This window comes from Pseudomonas sp. TE3786 (genome assembly GCF_054057335.1).
This window is the reverse complement of record NZ_JBSRZF010000002.1, coordinates 162,929-177,838: the sequence shown is the minus strand read 5'-3', so window position 1 is coordinate 177,838 and position 14,910 is coordinate 162,929. Positions and strand designations below refer to the sequence as shown.

The following is a 14,910-nucleotide window of genomic DNA, read 5'->3' as shown; positions in this document are numbered from 1 at the left end:
CTTCCCGAGCCGCACGATTGGCGACCATGTCTCTGTTCCCGTATTCGCTCCGTTCCTTTGTTACGGCCAGCCTGCTTGGCCTTGCCCTTATTGTTCCTTCCCTGCACGCCGCCGAGCCGCCGTCTGCCGATGACGTGCAGCGCAGTCTGGACGGCCTGGCCGCGCGCAAGCTGGCAGAAACCGATGCCGCCAACGTCAAGCAGATCCTGGAAAACACCCTGGCCCTGCTGGCCGAGAAAAGTGACGCGGAAACCCGCCTGATCCAGCTGAAACAGAAACTTGCCGAAGCGCCCAAGCTCACCGCAGACAACCAGCACGAGCTGACCCGACTCAAAGCCCACCAGCCCGAGGACTTCCGCCAACGCTTCGGCCCGTTGAGCATTCCGCAGTTGGAGCAAAAGCTCACTGACCTCAGTACCCAGCTCAGTGATTGGCAAAAGGCTCTGGCCGTGGCCAACAGCGACATCCTCACCGCGCAAACCCGTCCGGAGCGGGCCCAGGCGGAAATCAGCAGCGGCCAGACCCGCGTGCAGGAAATCGGCAACCTGCTCAAGGTCGGCAAAGAAGCCGGCAAGCCGCTGATTCCCGAACGCCGCGATCAACTGAACGCCGAGCAGGCGGCGCTTAACGCGAAAATCACCCTGCGCCGCGCCGAACTGGCCGGCAACAACCTGCTGCAAGACCTTGGCAACGGCCAGCGCGACCTACTGGTAGAGCGCATCGCCCGCGCCGAACAGAACAGCAACGACCTGCAAAACCTGATCAGCGAGAAACGCCGGGCGCAGTCGGAAAAGACCTTGGTGGAGCTGTCCAAGGAAGCACAGAACGTCAGCTCCGACAGCGTGGTGGCGCTGGAAAGCGCGCAGAACCTGAAGCTGTCGGACTACCTGCTGCGCGCCACCGACCGCCTTAATGACCTGACCAAAGAAAACCTGCTGACCAAACAGCAACTGGATAGCGTCAACCAGGCCGACCAGTCCCTGGAAGAACAGATCAACGTGCTCAAGGGCAGCCTGCTGCTGTCGAAGATCCTCTACCAGCAGAAGCAATCACTGCCGCACCTGTCGATGAACAAAGACCTGGCCGACGAGATTGCCGATATCCGTCTGTACCAGTTCAACCTCGACCAGAGCCGCGACCAATACAGCTCCCCGCAAGCCTATGTGGACAGCCTGCTGGCGAAACAGCCGGCCGAACAGGTGACCCCGGAAATACGCCGCACCCTGCTGGATCTGGCCAATACCCGCGCCGAACTGCTGGATCGGCTGAGCCGCGAGCTCAACGCCCTGCTCAATGAATCGATCACCCTGCAACTCAACCAGAAACAGCTGCAAGCCACCGCCAAGGCCCTGCGCGCCACGCTGGAAGAGCAGATGTTCTGGATTCCCAGCAACAAGCCGCTGGACCTCTCGTGGCTGCGTGTCGCCCCGCGCTACCTGGAAAGCCAGATGGCCGACCTGCCGTGGGGCGACGGCCTGACGCAACTGGTCGAAGCTCTGGGCGAACGGCCGTGGTTCTTCCTGCCCCTGGCCTTGGTCAGCGGCCTGCTGATCTGGCGGCGCAGCACCATCTACCGCAAGCTCGGCGAGTTGCATGAAGACATCGGACACTACAAACGCGACAGCCAGCTGCACACGCCCCTGGCGCTGCTGCTGAACATTCTTCTGGCCCTGCCGGTGTCCTTGCTCCTGGCCCTTGGCGGCCTGGCATTGCGCGCCGACGCCCGCGGGCAGAACGCGGCGCTGGGCTTGGCGCTGCTGGAAATGGCCCAGGCCTGGCTGGTGTTCTACACCCTGTACCGAATTCTTGCTCCCGGTGGCGTGGCCGAGCTGCACTTCCGCTGGCCGCGGCCGCAGGTGGACTTCCTTAGCAAAAAAGTCCGTAACCTCGGCCTGGTGGTGATGGCCCTGGTGGCCGTGGTGAGCGTGGCCGAACAACAACCGGCAGCTCTGGCCGAAGACGTGATCGGCATCGTTATCGTGCTGACCTGCTTCTGCCTGATGACCTGGCTACTGGGCAAACTGCTGTTGGGCGAACAACTGCGCGAACATGCCTCGCCGTTCCGCCTGGTGGTGGGTGCCGCCTTCACCCTGCTGCCATTCGCGCTGATCATCGCGGTGGGGTTCGGTTACTACTACACCTCGCTGAAGCTCACCGACCGCCTGATCAACACCCTGTACCTGTTGATCGTCTGGCTGATTATCGAGGCCACTTTCGTCCGCGGTCTGGCAGTTGCCGCCCGGCGTCTGGCCTATGCCCGCGCTCTGGCCAAACGCCAGGCGCAGGCCAAGGAAAATATCGACGGCGATGAAGTGCCGGTGGAAAACCCGACCCTGGATATCGACCAGGTCAACCAGCAGTCCCTGCGCCTGATCCGCCTGGCGTTGCTGGCCGGCTTCATCGGTTGCCTGTACTGGGTGTGGGCTGACCTGATCAGCGTGTTCGCCTACCTCGACAACGTCACCCTCTACCAATACGCCTCCGGCACCGGTGCCACCGCCACCCAGGTACCGATCAGCCTGATGGACGTGCTCGGTGCGCTGCTGATCATCGGTGTCACCATTGCCCTGGCGAACAACCTGCCCGGCCTGCTGGAAGTGTTGGTGCTGTCGCGGCTGTCCCTGGCCCAGGGCAGCGCCTATGCCACCACCACGTTGCTGTCCTATGCCATTGCCGGCATCGGTATCGTCAGCACCCTGTCGACCCTGGGGGTCAGTTGGGACAAGCTGCAATGGCTGGTGGCCGCGCTATCGGTAGGTATCGGTTTTGGTATGCAGGCGATTTTCGCCAACTTTATTTCCGGGATCATTCTGCTGTTCGAGCGCCCGGTGCGCATCGGCGATCTGGTCACCATCGGCACGGTGACCGGCACGGTCAACCGTATCCGCATCCGCGCCACCCATATCACCGACGGCGACCGCAAAGCGGTGATCGTGCCGAACCAGACCATCCTCACCAGCCAGTTGATCAACTGGACCCTGACCGACACCGTGACGCGCATCGTGCTGACCTTCAATGTGCAGCGCGGCACCGATCTGGATCTGGTGCGCAAACTGATGCTGCAGGCCACCCAGGAAAACTCCCGCGTACTGCGCGACCCGGCGCCAACCGTGCAACTGACGTCTTACGGCGCCAGCACCCTGGACCATGAACTGAAGATTTACGTGCGTGAACTGGGCGACCGCGGCCCCGCTACCGACGAGCTGAACCGGCGCATCGATCAGCTGTTCCGCGACCACGACATCAACTCCAGTAGCACGCCGAAAATGGAAATTTTCCTGGCCAATCGGGATGGTCAGGAGCAGAAGATTGCCCATGGCGACGAGCCGGAACCGGTCGCGCCCAAACCGTAGGTTGGGGTTGAGCACAGCGACGCCCAACCTACGCTCACCCATTACCAAGGGACGTTGCCGTTGAAAACCCTCGCCGAGCTGAATTTCGATAACCGCTTTGCCCGCTTGGGCGATGGGTTTTCCACCGAGGTGCTGCCCGAGCCCATCGACGAGCCACGTCTGGTGGTTGCCAGCCCGGCCGCCATGGCCTTGCTCGATCTTGATCCGAACGAAGCCGAGCAGCAGGTGTTCGCCGAAATCTTCGCCGGCCACAAGCTCTGGGAAAGTGCCGAGCCGCGGGCCATGGTCTATTCCGGTCACCAGTTCGGCTCCTACAACCCGCGCCTGGGCGACGGCCGCGGTCTGCTGTTGGGTGAGGTGGTAAACGAAGCCGGCGAGCACTGGGACCTGCACCTTAAAGGCGCCGGGCAAACGCCGTACTCGCGCATGGGCGATGGTCGCGCGGTGCTGCGCTCCTCGATCCGCGAGTTTCTCGCCTCCGAAGCCCTGCACGCCCTGGGCATCCCCAGCAGCCGGGCGCTGTGCGTAACCGGTTCGACCACCCCGGTGTGGCGCGAGACAAAGGAAAGTGCCGCCATGGTGCTGCGTCTGGCCCCCAGCCATGTGCGCTTTGGCCACTTCGAGTACTTCTATTACACCAAGCAGGAAGAACAGCTCAAAACCCTCGGCGAGCATGTGCTGCGCTGCCACTTCCCGCAGTGCCTGGAGCAACCCGAGCCCTACCTGGCGATGTTCCGCGAAGTGCTGGAGCGCAACGCCGAAATGATTGCCTACTGGCAGGCGTATGGCTTCTGCCATGGGGTGATGAACACCGACAATATGTCGATCCTCGGCATCACCTTCGACTACGGCCCCTTTGCCTTCCTCGACGACTTCGATGCGCGGTTTATCTGCAACCATTCCGACGACAGCGGCCGCTATTCCTTCAGCAATCAGGTGCCGATTGCCCACTGGAACCTCTCTGCCCTGGCTCAGGCGCTGACGCCCTTTATCAGCGTGGAAGCGTTGCGCGACACCCTCAATCTGTTTCTGCCGCTGTACCAGGCCCATTACCTCGACCTGATGCGCAAACGTCTGGGCCTGTACCAGGCGCAGGATGACGACAACAGCCTGATCGAACGCTTACTGCAACTGATGCAGACCAGCCCGGTGGACTACAGTCGTTTCTTCCGTGAGCTGGGCGATAGCGCGCCGGCGGATGCCCTGCAGCGTTTGCGCGACGACTTTGTCGACCTCACCGGCTTCGATGCCTGGGCAGCGGACTATCTGGCCCGCAGCACGACCCAAGGGCTTGAACAGACTGAGCGGAAAAGCCGTATGCACGCGGCCAACCCGAAATACATCCTGCGCAACTACCTGGCGCAGCAGGCCATCGACGCGGCGGAGAAAGGCGATTACCGCGAAGTACGGTTACTGCATGAGGTGCTGAGCAAGCCGTTTGATGAGCAGCCCGGCATGGAGCGCTTTGCCGAGCGGCCCCCAGAGTGGGGCAAACACTTGGAGATCAGTTGTTCGTCTTGAGCATCCAGCCAAGCCCCATCTGCACATGCAGATGGGCGCTATCGAGCAAGGGCAGCGGCGACGCGCAGCCTTCGAGCAACAACCCGATTTCCGTACAGCCAAGAATCGCCGCTTCGGCACCCCGCTCTTTCAGGCGCGTCAGGCAGTCGAGGTAATAGCGCTTCGACTCCTCCGGAAACTGCCCCAGGCACAGCTGCTGAAAAATGATGCGGTCGATTTCGCCTTGCTCATCCAAGGACGGCACCAGCACCTCTATGCCGAAACACTCGCTCAACCGGTCGCGGTAAAACGCTTCCTGCATGGTGAAGCGGGTGCCGAGCAGTGCTGCCTTCTTTACCCCATCGGCCTTGAGCGCCTGGCCGACCGCATCGCCGATATGCAGCAAGGGAATGCTCACTGCGGCTTCGATAGCCGGTGCCACCTTGTGCATGGTGTTGGTGGCCAGCAGCAGTGCCGTGGCACCGGCCTGTTGCAGGCCGAAGGCAGCATTCGCCAGCACCTCGCCGGCACCCAGCCAGTCGCCACTTTTCTGCATGGCGGCGATCTGCGCGAAGTCCACCGAATGCAGGAGCAAGGGCGCTGAATGCAGCCCACCCAGCTGCTCGCGCACGCCTTCGTTGAGCAGGCGGTAATAGGTCACCGTCGATTCCCAACTCATACCGCCTAGAACGCCAAGGGTGTGCATCGCTCTCTCCACCGTCGATTCATCCGCGATTCTGGGCCCCAGCCTGCGCCGGGGCGAGGGTGGTCTGGGCAAACACTTCCGTCATCCCCGCAGGCGAGATCCAGACTTGCAGCCTAGCCTGGCCCCGTCGCCAAACACCGATACAGCGACGACCAGAGGCAACAGTACAGCCGCAACGATAACCAGAAGACATATAAACCTGCCCAATGATTCTTAGACTCTCTAAGCAAAGCTCTCTATCGTTGCGCCACCGAACGGCTAACCGCTCGCCCCGCTCAAGGCCCCGCTGTAGATGAAAATCCGCGAACTCGATTACACCCCCAGCCCAATCAACACCGAACACCAGGCAATGGGCTTGCCGCCAGTCGAAGACTACGTTTCCCACCCCGCCAACCACCCTGTGCTGCGTATCGCCATGTGGCTGGCTGTGGCCATTCTGCTCAGTCTGTTGGGTTTTCTCGCCTGGCGTCTGTTCTTCGGCAATCACGAAAGCAGCGGTGTGGAAATTATCGAAGCAGCCCTTAGCAGCCGTCTGTTCTGGAGTGCCGTGGCCGTTGGCTTTTTTGCCCAGGCTATCGATGGGGCGCTAGGCATGGCCTACGGTATTACCGCCACCACCTTTCTGCTCAGTGCCGGTGCCACGCCTGCGGCGGCCAGTGCCAGCGTGCATATCGCCGAAGTATTCACCACCGGCCTGTCTGGCATTTCACATGTAAAGCTGGGCAACGTTAATCGCCAGCTGTTCTTGCGCCTGCTGATTCCCGGCATGATCGGCGCGGTACTCGGTGCCGTGGTGATTACCCAATTCGACGGCAAGGTGCTCAAGCCGTTTATCTCGGCTTATCTGCTGATCATGGGCCTGTATATCCTGCGCAAGGCGTTTCTGCATGTGGTGCACAAACGTGAGCCCAAACATATCGCCAAGCTGGCAATGTTCGGTGGTTTCGTCGATGCGGCCGGCGGCGGTGGCTGGGGCCCGGTGGTAACCACCACGCTGATCGGTTCCGGCAGCGACCCGCGCACCACCATCGGCTCGGTGAACTTCGCCGAGTTCTTTCTGACCATCGCCAGCGCCACTTCTTTTATCTTGCTGGCCGGCCAGCCAAGCACCTGGCAGCTGGTGGCCGGGTTGGTCTTCGGCGGCCTGTTCGCTGCGCCGTTTGCCGCGCTGCTGTGCAAGAAGCTGCATGCGAAAACCCTGTTGATGATGATCGGCAGCCTGATCACCCTGATCAGCGCCTACAACATCTATATGGCCTTCTCGGCTTGAAAGCTTCGCCGGTCGGCTCCAAATACGCTGCATAGCCTCTGGAGCCGACCATGTCTGATTCACTCGTCATTCCCTGCCCGCACTGCAACGGGCTTAACCGCATTCCCGCCGAGCGCCTGGGCGACAGCCCGCGCTGCGGCAAATGCAAAGACGCCGTGCTGCAAGGCAAACCCTTCGACCTGAGCCAAGCCAGCGTCGCCAGCCAGATCAAAGGCGACCTGCCACTGCTGGTGGATGTCTGGGCCAGCTGGTGCGGCCCGTGTCAGGCTTTTGCGCCGACCTTCCAGCAAGCCGCCGGGCAGCTGGTCGGCCGTGCGCGGCTGGCCAAGCTGGATAGCGAGGCCAATCAGCAGCTTTCGGCCCAGCTCAATATCCGTTCGATCCCCAGCCTGTTGCTGTTCAAGAATGGCAAGGAAGTGGCGCGGCAAAGTGGTGCCATGCCGCTGCCTCAACTTATGGCGTGGCTGAAGTCGCAAGGCATCTGAGGCGTCACTTTCGGTCAGGCAGGGCGAGCGAAAGCGTCATTGAGCAACGCCAACTAAAGACTAGGCTGAGCCTTCAATAACAAGAAGGAACTCAGCCCGTGGCATTTCCCGTCGAGATCGCTCGTCAGCTCACTGAAGAACAAATCGCCTTCGTCAAGCGCTGCCAACTCAAGGCCGAGGTGCTGGAACCGGGGCGCGTGCGCCTGTGTATGCCGTTGGCTGGCAATCAGAACCATATCGGCAGTATGTATGCCGGAGCGCTGTTCACCCTGGCCGAGATTCCTGGCGGGGCGTTGTTTCTCACCAGCTTCGATACCCAGCGTTTCTACCCGATCATCAAGGAAATGAACCTGCGGTTTCGCCGCCCGGCTACGGGGGATATTCGTGTGGAGGCGGTGTTGGCCGCGGATGAGATTGAGCGGCTGCAGGGTGCGGCCAACGAGACCGGCAAGGCCGAATACGTGCTGGAGCTGAAGTTGGTGGATGGTAGCGGGGAAGTGGTGGCGGAGAGTCGTGGGGTTTATCAGCTGCGTAAGCACTGATTTGGGGGTGCCGACTATCGCGATATTCTTCGTTACCGCGTGCACTGGCCGTGTGGTTTCGCGCCTGGGGAAGACGGAGGTTTTTGTCCAGAACACCGTCATCCCAGCGCAGGCTGGGATTCAGGCGCAGAGATAAAAAGCAAACCTAGGCTCACGCCACTCGAGATCGAGCGAGCACTGGGCTGCTGCCCATGGGCAATGGAAAAGCGTTTTTAACGCGGCAATGCCGATGCGCAGCCGCTGGTTGCCGAACACGCAAAAAAAACGGCAGCGCCTGGGGGGGCGCTGCCGTTGCTCTTACGATGAAGAGAAATCACGGAGTTGCTACATCCTGCCGGCACGATCGATTGTGTCGGCAGGGGTTAGATCACTTTTCGATGATGGCAGTCACACCTTGCCCGCCAGCCGCACAAATCGAGATCAGGCCGCGCCCGTTTTCTGCTACCGAAAGCAGTTTCGCCAGGTTGGCGACAATGCGCCCACCGGTCGCGGCGAACGGGTGGCCGGCGGCCAGGGAGCTGCCTTTGACGTTCATTTTGCTGCGGTCTATCGAGCCCAATGCGGAGTCCAATCCCAGGCGGGTTTTGCAGTATTCGGGGTCTTCCCAGGCTTTAAGCGTGCACAGAACCTGAGCGGCAAAGGCTTCGTGGATTTCGTAGTAGTCGAAGTCCTGCAGGCTCAGCCCGTTGCGTTTGAGCAGGCGCGGTACGGCATAGACCGGTGCCATCAGCAGGCCTTCCTTGCCGTTGACGAAGTCCACCGCCGCCGCTTCGCCGTCGCGGAAGTAGGCCAGGATCGGCAAACCGCGCGCTTTCGCCCATTCTTCGCTGGCCAGCAGCACCACTGAAGCGCCGTCGGTAAGTGGCGTGGAGTTGGCGGCGGTCATGGTGCCGCGCGGGCCTTTTTCGAAGACCGGTTTCAAGGTGGCGAGTTTTTCCAGGCGGATGTCGGCGCGCAGGTTCTGGTCGCGGGTCAGGCCCAGGTAGGGGGTGAGCAGGTCGTCTTGCCAACCTTCGGCGTAGGCAGCGGCGAGTTTCTGGTGGCTGGCGACGGCAAGCTGGTCTTGTTCATCACGGGGGATGGACCAGGTTTGCGCCATCAATTCGCAATGCTCACCCATCGACAGCCCGGTGCGCGGCTCGCCGTTGCGCGGAATATGCGGGGCCAGGTGACGGGGGCGGATCTGCAGCAGCGCCTTGAGCTTGTCGCCGGTGGTTTTGCTGCGGTTGGCTTGCAGCAGAATCTTGCGCAGGCCTTCGTTGACTCCGATGGGCGCATCGGAGGTGGTGTCGACGCCGCCGGCAATGGCGCTGTCGATCTGCCCCAGGGCGATTTTGTTGGCCACCAGAATCGCCGCTTCCAGGCCGGTGCCGCAGGCTTGTTGAATATCGTAGGCCGGGGTTTCCGGGGCCAGGCGCGAGCCGAGCACGCACTCACGGGTGAGGTTGAAGTCGCGCGAATGCTTGAGCACCGCGCCGGCCACCACTTCGCCAATGATTTCGCCATGCAGCTGGTAACGCTCGATCAGGCCTTCCAGCGCAGCGGTGAGCATCTCCTGATTGCTGGTGGTGGCATACACGGTGTTGGAGCGGGCGAAGGGAATACGGTTGCCGCCAACAATGGCGACCCGGCGCAGCTGGGTCATTGGAAACTCCTTGGGAGATACGTTTTCACAGGGTCTGGCACAGACTAGCTTGCCTGATGCCGCTCGCATTGGCCGCCTTGCCAACGCCGCAAGCGGCACGGTCAATTGCGCATCCTGTCGGTCTGCGTAGAGTGGGCCTACATTTGACTCTCCTGTTGGAGCCTTCTGCCATGTCCGATCGTTACCTGAACTTTGCCAACTCGCCCACTGGTCGCCGCCTGGTCGGTGCCCTCGGCCTGCCCGCGCCGGTACGCCTGGAGCGCTGGACCGCCGGGCGCATGCGGCCGGTGGAAGGCGCGCTGTTGATCAATGGCGGCGTGTTGGCCGAAGCGGCCAGCGGTTTTCTCAATCGCCTCACCGACCAGGCGTTTGCCAGCGCCGACGGGCTGTTCGGCCTGGGTCGCTGGACCGCCGAACACGGTCCCAAACTCAAGGCACTGATCTTCGACGCCAGTGCCATCAGCAGCGCCGAAGAACTCAAACAGCTGCGCGAGTTTTTCCAACCGGCGCTCAAGGGCCTCGATCTGTGCCCGCGCATTGTGGTGCTGGGCCGCCCGCCGGAATCGCTGAAGGACCCCTTCGCCGCCAGCGCCCAGCGTTCCCTGGAAGGTTTTACCCGTTCCCTGGGCAAAGAGATCCGCCGTGGCGGCAGCGTGCAATTGCTCTATGTGGCCAAGGGGGCGGAAGACCAACTGGAGGGCGCGCTGCGCTTTTTCCTGTCGCCGAAAAGCGCCTATGTCTCCGGCCAGGTCGTGCGCCTGGCCGCCAACAGCGCCGCGGTAAAAGACTGGACCCGCCCGCTGGGTGGCCAGGTGGCCTTGGTCACCGGTGCCAGCCGCGGCATTGGTGCCGCCATCGCCGAAACCCTGGCCCGTGATGGTGCCACGGTGGTGCTGCTGGATGTGCCGGCCATGAAAGATGCCCTCGACGCCCTGGCTGGCCGTCTGGGTGGCCGCAGCGTGGCGTTGGATATCTGCGCGCCGGATGCCGCAGAGCTCCTGCTGGCGGCGCTGCCTGAAGGGGTGGATATCCTGGTGCATAACGCCGGCATTACCCGCGATAAAACCCTGGCCAAGATGAGCGAAGCGTTTTGGGACATGGTCATCGACGTCAATCTGCGCGCCCCGGAGATCCTCACCAAGGCACTGCTCGACGGCGGCAAGCTGCACGACAACGGGCGCGTGGTGCTGCTCGCCTCCATCAGCGGCATCGCCGGCAATATGGGCCAAAGCAACTACGCGGTGAGCAAGGCAGGGCTGATCGGCCTGGCGGCGGCGTGGGCACCGGCCTTGGCCAAGCGCGGCATCACCATCAATGCGGTGGCACCGGGCTTTATCGAAACCCAGATGACGGCGGCGATTCCGCTGACCATTCGGGAAGCCGGACGGCGGATGAACTCCATGGGGCAAGGCGGTTTGCCACAGGACGTGGCCGAGGCGGTGGCGTGGTTTGCCCAGCCCACCAGTGGCGCGGTGACCGGGCAGGTGTTGCGGGTGTGTGGGCAGAGTTTGTTGGGTGCCTAGTTAGTTTCCTTGTTGGGCTTCGCCGAACGCGGACCGACCCCACCTACGACGTGTAGGTGGGGTTGAGTACAACGAAGCCCAACAGCAGTATCAAGGCTTACCGCGCTTGCGAAACTCCACCGGCGTCTCCCCCACCCAGCGCTTGAACGCCCGGTAAAACGTGCTCGGCTCCGAAAAACCGGTACGTTCGACTATCACTTCAATGCGCTCATCGGTCTTCAACAACAATTCCTTGGCCAACCGACAGCGGTAGTCGGTGACCAGGTCGTTGAAGCGCACCCCCGCCATGGCCAAGCGTTCGCGCAGGCGCCGCGGCGGCATATTCAGGCGGCCAGCCACTTGTTCGAGGGTGGCACCGCTGTCCACCAGCAGTTCACCAATCAATTCGCGCACCTGGCGCACCAGGTCCAGGCGCTCCACTTCGGCCAACTGCCGCCGCGCCAAGGATTCGTGCATGCGCAGGAGTTCCGGGGCGGCATGCCGGGAGGCGCGATTCAGCACCTCGGCATCGAATTGCAGGGCATAACGCTCGGCATCCAACTGGGCGGGGCAGCCATACACATCAAGGTAGCGCTCCAGTGCCGCACCCTCGCTGTGGATCAGTTGCACCAGGCGCGGTTTGAAGTGGCCTTCGGTGAGCGCGTCGAACAGGCGAATCACCGCGCCTGCGAGCATTTCCGGGAAGTGCCGGGGCACACCGGCAGGCATGCCGAGCACCAGGGTGGCGAGTTCGCCATCGACGTCCAGGCGCGCGTTCAGGGTATCGGAGAGCAGGCGCACATAGCGCAGGGCGTGGCGCAGGCCGTCGCCAAAGGTTTCGCTGGAGAGAAACAGGTATTCCAGCAGCAGGCCATGGAAGGCCGGCAGGTGCCGGGCCAGGAACAGGCCGACATCCACTTCGCCACATTCCTCGCTGGCGGCTTTCCAGAACAACGCCTGTGCCGAATGGGGAAAGCGCCCGGCAGGCAAGCCACCAGGCGGTAAACCGACCCGCGCCAGCACTCGATCAGGGTCGGTTCCGCTGGCCCGCAGGGCGTCGATCACCGGGCGCATCAGCGCCACATCGTCGGTCAGATCACGCGTCATTTTTTAGGATTCTTATTTGTCCGTGAGGCGCGGCCATCTTAGGCAGTTTTACCCCGCAGGCTCAAGGCCGCGCATTGCCTTGCAACAGGCTATTGGCTGGGCTGCCGCCCGAGCGGGCCGGGCGGCCAATGTGGCGTGGTGCTGGCAGTCTAAGCTTCGGGCATTGCCGTTTTTGCGCAAAAGCTAAGGAGACGCTATGCCCACCAACTGGCTCGACCTGCCCGCCCTCCCTGCCCTGCCCGGCCTGTTCGCCCGTGCGGCGCTGCGCCGGGGAGTGCGTGGACAGACCCTGCCCGATTTCGGCTTACGCTGCGCGATCAGCGTGGAGCCAAACAAGCTTGCGCGTTATCGACAGATTTGTGGCTTCAGCGACGACGGTCATCTGCCGCCCACCTATCCGCATATCCTCGCCTTCCCCCTGCAAATGCAACTGCTCACCGACCCCAGCTTCCCCTTTCCGCTCCTGGGTTTGGTGCACCTGGAAAACCGTATCCGTGGCGTGCGCCCCCTGGGTGGCCTGGGGCCATTTATTGTCAGCGTGCAGGTGGAAAACCTGCAGCCCCATGAAAAGGGCGCGGTGTTCAGCCTGATCACCCGCCTGGAAGATCAGCTTGGCCTGCTTTGGGAGGGTGACAGCCGGATTCTCTGCCGCGCCCTGAAACTGCCTGGGCAGCCGGCCGAGCGCGGCGAAGAAATCACTCTGCCACTGGAAGACATCGCCCACTGGCACGCGCCCGCCGATATCGGCCGACGCTATGCCGCCGTGGCGGGCGACTACAACCCCATCCATATGTCGGCCCTGAGCGCCAAGCTGTTCGGCTTTCCGCGCGCCATCGCCCATGGTCTGTGGAACAAGGCGCGTGCCCTGGCGGCGCTCGGCGAGCGGCTGCCGACGTCCGGCTATGTGGTCGAGGTCCGTTTCCAGAAGCCGGTGCTGTTGCCCAGCGCGGTCACCCTGCAAGCCAGCAACCCGGCCTCCAGCGGCCAGTTCAGGCTGAGCGGTAACAACGATTTGCCGCATATGAGCGGTAGCTGGCGAGTGATCTAGCTGCGTGAAACAATGCGGTTCTTCACTCAGGACAGCCGCATGAACCTCGACGAACTCACCACCCGCCTGCATGCCATTCGTGACCGCAACGACTGGCGCGGCTTTCACAGCCCGAAAAACCTGGCCATGGCCGCCAGCGTGGAAATGGCCGAGCTGGTGGAGATTTTCCAGTGGCTGAGCGAAGACCAGTCACGGCAACTGCCGGCTGACGAACTGGCCCATGCCGGCCAGGAAGTCGGCGATATCGTGCTCTACCTGTTGCTGCTGTGCAGCGAGCTGGGCCTGGATATGAACGAGGTGGTGCGCGCCAAGCTGGCCGACAGCGAGCGGCGGTTCAGCAAATGAGCGACCGTCATTTCGATGAGTTGGCCACTCGTTTCGCCGAGAAGATCTACGGCGGTGCCAAGGGGGCCATTCGCCTCGCCGTGCTCCAGGCCGACCTCGCCGAAGCACTGCCGGAGCGACCGCTGCGGGTGCTGGATATCGGCGCCGGCCTGGGGCATATGTCGCTGTGGCTGGCCGAACGCGGCCATCAGGTGACCCTCACCGAGCCCGCCGAACCGATGCTGCAGGGTGCCCGTGAGCGCTTCGCCGCCGCCGGGCAAACCGCCACCTTTATTCAAGCGCCCTGGCAGGACCTGCTCGGCCAACTGACCGAGCGCTACGACCTGGTGATCTGCCACGCCGTGCTCGAGTGGCTGGCCGAACCCCATGCCATTTTGCCGGTGCTGCATCAACTGACCGCACCGGGTGGCTGGCTGTCGCTGGCCTTCTACAACAAGGACGCGCTGATTTACCGCAACCTGCTCAAGGGCCACTTCCGTAAGCTGCGCAAACAGGAATTCGCCGGCGAGAAACAAAGCCTGACTCCGCAAATGCCCTTGGACCCATGGGAGCTGGCGACGCAACTCGCCCCTGACTGGCGAGTCGAAAGCCAAAGCGGCGTCCGGGTGTTCCACGATTACATGCCCAGCGAATTCCAGCACAAGGCCGAACTGCTCGACCTGCTGGAAATGGAACTGGCCCACCGTCGCCATCCCAGTTTCATGGGCCTTGGGCGCTACTTGCATTGGATCTGCCGCCCGCATTGACCAGGCGGCTCTGCCGAGGAGTGCGTGATGAACTGCCGTTTACCGCTGCTGATCTGCTGCCTCGGCCTGGCTGCCTGCCAGAGCCAGAACCCTTACACGCCCAGCTCCAACCCCCTGCCGCCCGCGCCGCCGCAAGCGGCGCAAACCCTTGATCTCAGCGCCTACCCGGCCGCCCCGCGCGACTACAGTCGCTACCAGACCTGGGCCTGGGCCAACGGCCGCCTGCCGGGCGGCAGCGCCGGTGCCACCCCCGAGCAGATGGCCGATATCCTCAGCAACAGCCTCGACCAGCGCGGCCTGCGCCCGGCCCGTCAAGGCACGCCCGCCGATGTCCAGGTGCATGCCGATGTACGCGTGGAGCGCCGCCTGCGCGAAGAACGCGGTGACTACGGCACTTACTACGGCCGCGGCCCCTACGGCAACAATTACGGTGGCATGTACGGCAGCGTGCCGATCATGCGTACCTATGAAGAAGAGGTGCAGGTGGTGCAGGTCGAGCTGATCGACTCCCACAACCAACAGAGCATCTGGAATGGCAGTGCTGAAACCAGTAACCGTGGCAGCCAGAGCGAGCGCGTCGATGCATTGCGCTCGGCAGTAAATAAAGCCCTTAGCGCTTATCCGCCGCGCTAGAGCCTCGCAACCACGACTAGACTCAAGC

Annotated in this window: 13 protein-coding genes; 10 read left to right on the top strand and 3 right to left on the bottom strand. The window is 62.6% G+C overall.

Annotated elements, in window-relative coordinates; translation table 11 throughout:
- The first annotated feature begins 26 nt into the window (after nt 1-26).
- Nucleotides 27-3,353 carry a mechanosensitive channel MscK gene (gene mscK / locus ACVW0Y_RS03285; protein ID WP_457436026.1) on the top strand — a complete coding sequence of 1,109 codons (3,327 nt, stop codon included), beginning with the start codon at nt 27-29 and terminating at the stop codon, nt 3,351-3,353.
- Nucleotides 3,354-3,413: 60 nt separating this feature from the next.
- Complete coding sequence (selO, locus tag ACVW0Y_RS03280) at nt 3,414-4,874, top strand: protein adenylyltransferase SelO (RefSeq protein WP_457436025.1); 1,461 nt, start codon at nt 3,414-3,416, stop codon at nt 4,872-4,874.
- On the opposite strand, the gene ACVW0Y_RS03275 is transcribed toward selO, so the two are convergent.
- A complete protein-coding gene (locus ACVW0Y_RS03275; protein ID WP_457436024.1) occupies nt 4,858-5,559 on the bottom strand; it encodes an aspartate/glutamate racemase family protein in 702 nt (233 codons plus the stop codon). The two genes, selO and ACVW0Y_RS03275, sit on opposite strands and share 17 nt — an antisense overlap.
- Before the next feature lie 292 nt (nt 5,560-5,851).
- Between ACVW0Y_RS03275 and ACVW0Y_RS03270 the strand changes: the two genes are divergently transcribed.
- From ACVW0Y_RS03270 to ACVW0Y_RS03260, 3 genes are all read left to right on the top strand, one after another.
- The gene (locus ACVW0Y_RS03270; protein WP_457436023.1) at nt 5,852-6,829 is read left to right on the top strand and encodes a sulfite exporter TauE/SafE family protein; all 978 of its coding nucleotides are present in this window, start codon (nt 5,852-5,854) and stop codon (nt 6,827-6,829) included.
- Between the two features lie 50 nt (nt 6,830-6,879).
- Nucleotides 6,880-7,314: a thioredoxin TrxC gene (gene trxC / locus ACVW0Y_RS03265; protein WP_457436022.1), complete on the top strand. Its 435-nt coding sequence runs from the start codon at nt 6,880-6,882 to the stop codon at nt 7,312-7,314.
- 98 nt (nt 7,315-7,412) lie between these two features.
- A complete protein-coding gene (locus tag ACVW0Y_RS03260; protein WP_457436021.1) occupies nt 7,413-7,856 on the top strand; it encodes a PaaI family thioesterase in 444 nt (147 codons plus the stop codon).
- A gap of 367 nt (nt 7,857-8,223) precedes the next feature.
- Here ACVW0Y_RS03260 and ACVW0Y_RS03255 read toward each other — a convergent pair whose 3' ends face one another.
- Entirely contained in the window at nt 8,224-9,501 is a 1,278-nt protein-coding gene (locus ACVW0Y_RS03255; protein WP_457436019.1) for an acetyl-CoA C-acetyltransferase, read from the bottom strand.
- Nucleotides 9,502-9,671: 170 nt separating this feature from the next.
- Between ACVW0Y_RS03255 and ACVW0Y_RS03250 the strand changes: the two genes are divergently transcribed.
- The gene (locus tag ACVW0Y_RS03250) at nt 9,672-11,024 is read left to right on the top strand and encodes a 3-oxoacyl-ACP reductase (RefSeq protein ID WP_457436018.1); all 1,353 of its coding nucleotides are present in this window, start codon (nt 9,672-9,674) and stop codon (nt 11,022-11,024) included.
- Nucleotides 11,025-11,114: 90 nt separating this feature from the next.
- Here the strand turns inward: ACVW0Y_RS03250 and ACVW0Y_RS03245 are convergent, their stop codons facing one another.
- Complete coding sequence (locus ACVW0Y_RS03245; protein ID WP_457436017.1) at nt 11,115-12,110, bottom strand: AraC family transcriptional regulator; 996 nt, start codon at nt 12,108-12,110, stop codon at nt 11,115-11,117.
- Nucleotides 12,111-12,306: 196 nt separating this feature from the next.
- Here ACVW0Y_RS03245 and ACVW0Y_RS03240 point away from each other — a divergent pair, with 196 nt between their 5' ends.
- The 4 genes from ACVW0Y_RS03240 to ACVW0Y_RS03225 are packed head-to-tail and all read left to right on the top strand — an operon-like array spanning nt 12,307 to nt 14,882.
- On the top strand, nt 12,307-13,158 hold the full coding sequence (locus tag ACVW0Y_RS03240) for a MaoC family dehydratase (protein ID WP_457436016.1): 852 nt from the start codon (nt 12,307-12,309) through the stop codon (nt 13,156-13,158).
- Nucleotides 13,159-13,197: 39 nt separating this feature from the next.
- Nucleotides 13,198-13,503, top strand: coding sequence for a MazG-like family protein (locus tag ACVW0Y_RS03235; RefSeq protein WP_457436015.1), 306 nt, complete (start codon nt 13,198-13,200; stop codon nt 13,501-13,503).
- Complete coding sequence (locus ACVW0Y_RS03230) at nt 13,500-14,249, top strand: methyltransferase domain-containing protein (protein ID WP_457436014.1); 750 nt, start codon at nt 13,500-13,502, stop codon at nt 14,247-14,249. Before ACVW0Y_RS03235 ends, ACVW0Y_RS03230 begins: the two co-directional genes overlap by 4 nt.
- Nucleotides 14,250-14,276: 27 nt before the next feature.
- Nucleotides 14,277-14,882: a DUF4136 domain-containing protein gene (locus tag ACVW0Y_RS03225; RefSeq protein WP_457436012.1), complete on the top strand. Its 606-nt coding sequence runs from the start codon at nt 14,277-14,279 to the stop codon at nt 14,880-14,882.
- Nucleotides 14,883-14,910: the final 28 nt, after the last annotated feature.

Bases quoted from the DNA above. Each gene is read 5' to 3' on its own strand.
- ACVW0Y_RS03250 (WP_457436018.1), top strand. From the start codon at position 9,672: ATGTCCGATCGTTACCTGAACTTTGCCAACTCGCCCACTGGTCGCCGC.
- ACVW0Y_RS03270 (WP_457436023.1), top strand. From the start codon at position 5,852: ATGAAAATCCGCGAACTCGATTACACCCCCAGCCCAATCAACACCGAA.
- mscK (WP_457436026.1), top strand. From the start codon at position 27: ATGTCTCTGTTCCCGTATTCGCTCCGTTCCTTTGTTACGGCCAGCCTG.
- ACVW0Y_RS03230 (WP_457436014.1), top strand. From the start codon at position 13,500: ATGAGCGACCGTCATTTCGATGAGTTGGCCACTCGTTTCGCCGAGAAG.
- ACVW0Y_RS03240 (WP_457436016.1), top strand. From the start codon at position 12,307: ATGCCCACCAACTGGCTCGACCTGCCCGCCCTCCCTGCCCTGCCCGGC.
- ACVW0Y_RS03225 (WP_457436012.1), top strand. From the start codon at position 14,277: ATGAACTGCCGTTTACCGCTGCTGATCTGCTGCCTCGGCCTGGCTGCC.
- ACVW0Y_RS03235 (WP_457436015.1), top strand. From the start codon at position 13,198: ATGAACCTCGACGAACTCACCACCCGCCTGCATGCCATTCGTGACCGC.
- ACVW0Y_RS03275 (WP_457436024.1), bottom strand. From the start codon at position 5,559: ATGCACACCCTTGGCGTTCTAGGCGGTATGAGTTGGGAATCGACGGTG.
- ACVW0Y_RS03255 (WP_457436019.1), bottom strand. From the start codon at position 9,501: ATGACCCAGCTGCGCCGGGTCGCCATTGTTGGCGGCAACCGTATTCCC.
- ACVW0Y_RS03245 (WP_457436017.1), bottom strand. From the start codon at position 12,110: ATGACGCGTGATCTGACCGACGATGTGGCGCTGATGCGCCCGGTGATC.
- trxC (WP_457436022.1), top strand. From the start codon at position 6,880: ATGTCTGATTCACTCGTCATTCCCTGCCCGCACTGCAACGGGCTTAAC.